The organism is Parasedimentitalea maritima, from assembly GCF_005771405.1.
GTDB classification, from domain to species: domain Bacteria; phylum Pseudomonadota; class Alphaproteobacteria; order Rhodobacterales; family Rhodobacteraceae; genus Parasedimentitalea; species Parasedimentitalea maritima.
This window is the reverse complement of sequence record NZ_VAUA01000007.1, coordinates 288,424-296,518: the sequence shown is the minus strand read 5'-3', so window position 1 is coordinate 296,518 and position 8,095 is coordinate 288,424. Positions and strand designations below refer to the sequence as shown.

Here is an 8,095-nt window from a genome sequence, read left to right as displayed (position 1 = left end):
CCAGCGTGTCCCTCCGTCTCTCCGAAGCGTCTCTAGCAGCGCCTCAGCGCCGCCGGTAAGGGGGGTTCTAGGGTTATCCAACCAAACCCGCAAGCGCTAAATCTACCTTTTTGAGTTTTTCTTATAACATGCTGAAAACAAATGAATTACTCAGAAAATAGTGCGCTTTCTAGGCTTTTGGTTTTGCTCAGGCCAACAAGGGTTAAGCAACAGTGACTACAAGTTCGAGCAAAACATCCAGATATAGTAGTCGAAACCACTCAGACCACTAAAGCACGATGATTCATCGCGAGTCGTTGAAACAGCTCCATGCCAATTCAACAATATGCATCTCGCCAAGCCGTCCAACTCGCTGCCCCCTCAGACTAAGGTAGAAGGCCAGCAGCTTTAGAACCAACCCACCAGAGCAAGATATCGACAATGACGTTCGGGCATTTACCTTTCCCACGCACGCCCTAAATCCTGATACAAAGGTAATCCAAACCATGACCCAAGCAATGGCGACACCACGCCCCCAGGAAACAACCGACAGCTTTGCATGTCCCGAGCACCTAAACCTCAAAGAATGCGCCCGAATTTCTTGCCCGGCCCTCCGGATACTCGCACAGCTGACTATAACCGGTGATCAGATATGATCGTGCCGTCGTCCCAGCCGACACTACAGCCGAGCCCTAAGCAGCGACCCAATGCGGTACCTTCAATGCATATGATCTGCCGTCAGGCACCGGTCATCCCTGTGTTGGTTATTGAGGATCTCGCCCATGCGGTACCGTTAGCGGAAGCCTTGGTCGCAGGAGGCCTGCCTGTTCTGGAGGTCGCTCTACGCACTCCGGTCGCCTTGCAAGCAATGTCTTTAATGGCCCGCGTCCCTGGCGCAACAATTGGAGCCGGGAACGTCATGACCGCCAAGCACGCCATGGAGGCTCTTCAGGCTGGTGCGACTTTCGCCACCTCTCCCGGATTCGCCCACAGTTTGATCGATTGTTGCAAGGAACATGGGTTTCCACTGCTACCAGGTGCAGCCACAGCCAGTGAGATTATGCAGCTGCTGGATCGGGGATTTGATCTCATAAAGTTCTTTCCCGCCGCCGCGACAGGTGGGGTTGCAACACTGAAAGCACTCGGCGCCCCATTTCCACAGATACATTTTTGCCCAACCGGAGGGATTTCCCAATCCAACGCACATGAATACTTGGAACTGGTGAATGTGGCCTGTGTAAGTGGCAGTTGGCCAGCCCCGTTAGAGTTGCAAAAAGCGGAACTCTGGGGCGACATCCGTCAACTGGCACACCAAGCGCGTCAATTGAACAATGGCCACCACAGATCAGCAGCCAATGACGAACATCATTCCGCTAAGGTCGAATAGTCCTCTTCAGCAACGTGTTCCATCCAAGTGGTGACAAAGCCGCTTTCGGCTTCTTGAATTGAAATGTGCTTCATTTTTTCATCTGGAGCGGCACCATGCCAATGCTCTTCCCCAGGAGGAAGCCAGACAGAGTCCCCGGCGCGTATTACTCTCGGCAACGCATCCCGGGTGCCAATGACACCGACCCCTTCGACCACATATATTGTCTGTCCCAACGGGTGACTATGCCAAGCCGTACGGGCGCCAGCTTCAAATGTCACATGAACAGCCCGGTGCCTGGCAGGTGCTGGGGCTAGATTTATAGTCTCTAGCCAAACTTCGCCAGTAAACCAGCTTCGGTCGCTTTTTTGGGTTTGTCTTTCGTTGGCCGGAATTAGTTCCATGTTGCTCTCAAAACTGATTTCACTCGAAAATATGCAGGCACTCAATTTTGCTGACAGTCGGGGCAAGAGTATAATCTGTCAAGTCAGGTAAACCTGCACTTACATTCGCAACCCCCAGCTCAGCAAAAAGCAAAACACGCAGAGCCGGTTTTAAGACACACCTATGGACTACAATACATCCCTAGGTGCGCTCTCGACGAATAACGCAGAAACTCAAACAATATGGGTGCCGTTGCCCCGGTTAACCCAACCGATGGAATCGGAATTACAGGTCAACAACCATTACACCGTCCTTTTGGGCTGCTCGTGATTGACACAGAACCACCGCGACCTCACGTTGTGCCTTGGACAGAACAAAATCGCGATGTTCGACCTCACCCGAAATCAAACCACATTTACAGACCCCACAGATGCCGTCGGCGCATTTCACATCCACCTGTACACCATTCTCTGCCAACACATCGGTTGCGGTTTTGTCCGCAGGCACAACAAATTCGCGCCCCGACTTGGCCAGTTTCAAGGTGAAATCATAATTCTCATACTCTGGTAGATCTGGCACTGAAAAATACTCCAGATGCCGTGCCTCTTCGACAAACCCCTGCCGTTCAGCAGCCTGCATGACCCCATCCATGTACCGATCTGGACCACAGGTGTAGACATGCCAGCCTTCACGGTATCCGGCCAGCACCGCATCCAGATCAGCGCGGGTTCCTTCGTCCGAAACATGCACTTTGACGTTTTGCGCCCAGGGCATCGCCGCTAGGTCTTCCAGATAGCCAGCACCGGCGCGGCTTGAGACTGAATAATGCAGCTCAAACGCCCTGCCCTGCGCATACAACTGATGCGCCATCGCTATCATCGGGGTAACACCAATGCCGCCCCCCATCAAAAAGCTCTTGCTCCCCTCCACAACCGGAAAATGGTTGATCGGCTTGGAGATGAAAATCTTTCGTCCCTGAGCAAAGATCCGGTGCAGAAGCGCCGACCCACCCCGGCCCTGATCTTCTCGCAGAACACCAATCTGGTATTTGCTGCGGTCAGCCGGGTCACCCGACATTGAGTACTGACGCAGGAATTCGGGCGCGACGACAATGTCCAGATGTGCACCGGCAGTCCATTCCGGAAGCTCCGATCCGTCCAGGCTACTGAATTCATACTTGGTGACATCCGGGCTCATCTCTTCGACCTTAGAAACCTCGACCCTCAGAACCGGGCTGTCACTGTCACTGCTATAAATGTGATCCCATTCCCCGGTTTCACCCGCAGTCCGGCGTGCTTTGTACTCTTCTGCTGTGACCATCGCCTGATAGGCCTCGATGCCGGCCTCACGGTCCATTGGGAAAGGATAAGGCCAGGGGTGCGGCGCCAGATTGGCCGGGTAGACAGCCAAAGTCTGGTCTTCAAACTTTAACTTCAGATCCTTTTGCAGCGCGCGTGCGTTCACTGGATTGCGGGTCGGGCGATAACCGCCGTCCTCTTCCATTTCCAGATCCCACCACCACTTTTTGACAGCGTTCATCTCACCGTTGCCGACTATATCGTCCAACTTGGCCAAAGCCGGAGCTGTTTTTGGCAAATTCATAGCGGCCCAGCGGAAAGGTTTTTCAGAAAACAGCCCCTCAAGGTTCCAGGGGCAAGTTTTCATGCAGCGACCGCACATCGCTCCACCAGGAGTGGTAATTCGGTAGGTGGTGCACTTCTGGCTGTCGCTTTTCCAGATCTCATAGCCATTGAACATCCGTTTGGGTCCGGCCGTGATCGCCCCAGACGGGCATTCACGCGCGCATTTATTGCAGCTCTCGCAGAACCGTTGCAGGCCAAAATCGATCGGCAGATCATGTGCCAGTGGCATGTCTGTGGTCACCACACCCGATTTCAATCGAGGCCCAAGAAATGGGTTCAGGATCACTTCACCAATTCGGCTCACTTCACCCAATCCCGCGAGCAACAACAACGGAGGCTGCAACACCTCGCCGTCCATCACCGTATGCGCTTTGGCTTTAAATCCAAGATTGCGAATTTGACGCGCGATCACCCCGCCCAACAGCGAAAACCGCAAATAGGCGCGCATCGATTGCGCAACGGCGATCCAGTCATCCCCGGAGGTCGCGTCGGTTGTTTCAAACCCTTGATCAATGATCATGCTGATCGCCTGGTCATGTTCAGGCACGATCGCTTCGCCGGTGGCATCATGGCTGTACCACGTCCAGTCCGGGCAGCGGCTGATCCCAACGGCATCGACACCCAGCCAGTAGCTGGTCGCCTTTATGTTCGCCGCATTGCGTGAGGCATCTGTTGGACGCGACCCACCGCCCCCGGCACCATCTTGCAGAAGAACAAAGGCCCCCAGCATCCGCCGCTGCGCCATCGAGGGCGCCGCTTTGCGCACATAAAAGCCACCTGTGGCGGCCTTTTGATTACCTTTGCCCATATCTCCAAACTGCGCGCGGGCAAACATGTCGGCGCGTTTCGGCACCCGCGCCACACGGGCTTCGTCGATATAGGTTGTTGGATCTTCAACCCGTTTCAGCGTCTCAAACGGATGTGCTCCATCCTTATAGTCGCGCTTTTTAAAGGGGTCCAAATTTAGCGCCGAGCGTTGCGAGCCAAGTCCAACCCACCAGCGCGGCCCCTTGACCTTCATCATTGGTTGCTGATCCATTGGCAGCAGAGGTTGATCCATTGTCAGATCAAAATCTGTCGTAACCACCGCCACGCCAAAACGTGTCCCCAGATAAGGGTTCACCAGCTGTCCGTCTTCAACTGTGGCCAGCCCAGCCGCCACCACCAACTGATTTAAATCCACATCCGACGAGGTGCCCGTATGCGCCTTGGCGTCCCAACCCAACAACCGGATATAATTGGCCAACACCACCGCAGTTTCGCTGGCACGCAAACAAGCCCGGTGCTGTTGTGCATCGACCAGCCACTCACACCCTTGTTCATCCGCTCTTGGATCACGGGGCATGTCGTACAGGAACACAACGGAGCGCGAATGGTCGCCAATGGTGGTGGGCGGTGCGCTCATGGCCTCCTTCAGATCGGCCATAATGACATCGATGCCTGCCGCCAGCGTTTTGGTCTGGCGAGTTTTTAGATCTCCGGCCAAACGATCAATATCAGGATTGCGATACGGCTGATCCAACCGGGCCGAGGCAGGCATTGGGCCAATGCCAACCATCGAAGCATCGGAGAAATAGCCAAAGCCTTTGATATGCTCAGCGCGCTCCTGCGGATCATCGGGACATTCGGCACGGGCCTTATTGACCATGCCATCGCGGATTGCATCCATCATTGCCTGATATTCGCCCATCGCATTGACGATCGACGCAGGTAAATTTGGACGGCGAAAATCCAACGGCTGAAACCCTGGCACATCCGCCAGCTCCGGCATCACTCCGCGTGCAAGTCGTTCCAGCGGAAAAGGCCCTAAATGGACTGGGCGATTTTTGTCCGAAAAGAACTGAAAAGTCATTGCTAAGGATCCTGGTGGTCAGTGATGGTTGCAGCCTTGTACTACACAAGACAATCACTTTGATAGCATCCAATATACAATATTATCTAAATCACATCCAACATGCTGTTTTCAATTGAAACAATATGAGAAAACTCATCATTATATGGGAAGCCCGGCCAATTGGCCGGGCAAAGATATCAGCCCCGCCGCCCGGAAAACTGTGCAATTTCTATGCCACCTTCGGTCAAACTGTTGCGTACGGCTCCTGCCAGCGCAACAGCAGTTGGTGTGTCTCCATGCAAGCAGATCGTATCAATGTTAGTTGCAATACGCTTACCGCTTTCTGTGATAATGGCCCCCTCTTGCACCATCTGCAGAATACGAGGGCCTGCGACTGCCGGATCATGGATCACCGCGCCGGGTTTGGATCTGTCAACCAGCGTTGCATCATCATTGTAAGCCCGATCTGCAAAAATCTCACCCGCCCAATTGCATCCCAGCTCGCGCACCACTTTTTCCATCTCAGTGGCGGCCAGAACCATGATAATGATATCAGGGTCGACTTCCAAAGCGGCTTCATAGCAAGCGCGCGCCATGTCCGCATCAACGCTGGACATATTGGCCAGTGCCCCATGCAGTTTCAGATGACGCACCTGCCCGCCCAGCGCCGCTGCCATCCCACGAGACGCGCCTAGCTGATAGCGTACCGTGTTTTTCAGGTTATCTTTGGACAGCTGCATCTTGCGCCGCCCAAACCCCTGCAGGTCAGCAAAACCCGGATGCGAACCAATACCCACGTTGCACTCCATTGCGCGGGTCATGGTCGCAGCCATCACATCGGGATCGCCGGCGTGAAAACCACAGGCGACATTGGCCGACGATACGATGTCCAAAAGCGCCGAGTCATCTCCCATGTTCCAGGGACCAAAGCTTTCGCCCATATCGGCATTCAGATCGACCGATTTGGTCATGTATTCTCTCCATTCTCGAAGGGGTCAGCATTGGCTGAAACAGCGCCACCGACCAATTGATAAGATAACAAATCCGCCATATCCAAGGGATCACGGATCAGCGGCTGGCATTGCCCCGGCAGCGATTTGACAAAGGCATCATGCTTGGCCTGAATGGCTAGGCCCTCCTCCAAACTCACCCAGTCAAACTGCAAGGCTGCGCCGTTTCCAGACTGCGCCACCCGCGCCAGATCACATGGCAGCACTGTGCCAATACGGGGATAGCCGCCAGTTGTCTGGCACTCCCGCAGTAGCACAAATGGTTTTCCGTCTCCGGTCATCTGGACATCACCCGGCACAATCACCTCAGATAAGATGTTCAACTGTCCCGCAGCCGAAAACCCCTCTCCATCCGAGACCATTTCAACACCCATGCGATTGGCACGAACACCCCGATTAAATTGAGTATCCCCAAACCGCGCCAGCACATCATCTGCAAACAGAGACGACTGAAAGCTTTTGACAATTCGCAAGGCACCGCCCGAAAACCGGTCTTCAACTTCAAGTCCCAGACCTATCTCACGTTGGGCATCCTGTCCCGCTGGTAGCAGGTCGCCTTCCGTCACCGCCTGCCCAATGCCCCCGGTCAGATGCGCAGCACGTGACCCCAGAAAACGGTCGGTATCGATGCCGCCTCCCAAATGGAGATAGCCATACACTCCACGACGCGCGGCACCGATCACCAGCTTCTGCCCCGCCTCCACCAGATGTGAGGCATTCCAGGTGAGCGCAACGCCATCCAGCGTAGCAGTCATTGGTGCTCCGGTCAGGGCAATGCGGAGCGTACCGACGGCTTCAAATGTGCCGCCAATTCCACCCATTTCCAGCGCGGCCAGTCCTGCCCCTTGGCTTAGCAACCCCGCACCTTCTGCAAGCGCCAGGACATCCGCCGCCCCACCCTGCGAAATACCGCGTTCCAACAGGCCCGGGCGTCCCATGTCCTGCACGGACATCAAGGGACCTGCACTTAAGACTTTCAACCCGTTCATGATGCGATCTCCGACACAGTGGCGCCGCCATTCAATGGATCATCCTCACGCAACCGCAGAAAGTCAGCCCGCGCCACCGGTTCAAATATCAATTCGTCCCCAGCCCGCAGCGCAAAGGGGTCTTCCATTTCCGGCCGAAACAGGCGCATGCCGGTCTGCCCAACATGACGCCACCCGGTGGGGGCCGGTGCTGTGAACAGCACAAACTGTCGGATCGCCTGCACCAATGCGCCCTGTGGTACCATTGGCGTCAGTTCAGTTTGACGCGGCAGATCCCATTCTTCACCCAATGTGCCCAAATATGGTTGCGACGCGGCAAATCCTATGGTGAGAACCCGCACTCTAGCTGAGCCTAGACTGTCAATTGCCTGCGCCTCAGTCATCCCAGCGGCATCAGCTGCTTCAGCCAATTGTGGGGCCAAATCGGTGCCATACACAGTAGGCACCCGCCAGAACCTGCGCCCCTCGGGCAGCGGTGCCGCATACCAATCACGATCCGCCAGCAACCCCTGTAACTGCTCTCGCAGAACGTCGTGCGACAATTCAGACGGATCAAACCGCACAAAAACCGAGGCCAGCGAGGTAGAGGTCTCAATCACGCCCGTCATCAACCCCTGTTCCAACGCGCCTTGAAATGCCAGCGCCGCGCGGTTCGATGGCTCACTCAGCTTGTCAGCGAATGTTACCAACAACCCCTGAAGTCCAACCGTCCGTATCACGGGAAAGTTTGATGACTCTTGCACGCCCATATCCGCGCTCCCTTTTAGTGCGGCGCCAGCGTTGCGGTGCGAACGACGGACTGTCAACACGGGAAACACAGCTGTCTGAGTTGTTACCCTCTCCTCAAACATCTGACAACGCGGCGATCTGCAAAAACATCGTCAGCGATT

The 8,095-nt window shown here is 55.1% G+C and carries 6 protein-coding genes; 1 reads left to right on the top strand and 5 read right to left on the bottom strand.

Translation table 11 applies throughout. From position 1 onward, the window contains the following. Nucleotides 1-700: 700 nt before the first annotated feature. Entirely contained in the window at nt 701-1,366 is a 666-nt protein-coding gene (eda, locus tag FEE96_RS15490) for a bifunctional 4-hydroxy-2-oxoglutarate aldolase/2-dehydro-3-deoxy-phosphogluconate aldolase (RefSeq protein WP_138164020.1), read from the top strand. Here eda and FEE96_RS15485 read toward each other — a convergent pair. The 5 genes from FEE96_RS15485 to FEE96_RS15465 all read right to left on the bottom strand — a co-directional run bounded on the left by FEE96_RS15485 (nt 1,345) and on the right by FEE96_RS15465 (nt 7,954). Further along, nucleotides 1,345-1,749, bottom strand: coding sequence for a (R)-mandelonitrile lyase (locus tag FEE96_RS15485; RefSeq protein ID WP_138164019.1), 405 nt, complete (start codon nt 1,747-1,749; stop codon nt 1,345-1,347). The genes eda and FEE96_RS15485 overlap by 22 nt on opposite strands. 265 nt (nt 1,750-2,014) lie before the next feature. Further along, nucleotides 2,015-5,224, bottom strand: a complete 3,210-nt coding sequence (locus FEE96_RS15480) for a 2Fe-2S iron-sulfur cluster-binding protein (RefSeq protein ID WP_138164018.1) — start codon at nt 5,222-5,224, stop codon at nt 2,015-2,017. A gap of 179 nt (nt 5,225-5,403) precedes the next feature. After that, the gene (locus FEE96_RS15475) at nt 5,404-6,177 is read right to left on the bottom strand and encodes a LamB/YcsF family protein (protein WP_138164017.1); all 774 of its coding nucleotides are present in this window, start codon (nt 6,175-6,177) and stop codon (nt 5,404-5,406) included. Further along, entirely contained in the window at nt 6,174-7,205 is a 1,032-nt protein-coding gene (locus FEE96_RS15470) for a 5-oxoprolinase subunit C family protein (RefSeq protein WP_138164016.1), read from the bottom strand. Before FEE96_RS15470 ends, FEE96_RS15475 begins: the two co-directional genes overlap by 4 nt. Further along, entirely contained in the window at nt 7,202-7,954 is a 753-nt protein-coding gene (locus FEE96_RS15465) for a 5-oxoprolinase subunit B family protein (RefSeq protein WP_138164015.1), read from the bottom strand. The genes FEE96_RS15470 and FEE96_RS15465 overlap by 4 nt, the downstream gene beginning before the upstream one ends. Nucleotides 7,955-8,095: the final 141 nt, after the last annotated feature.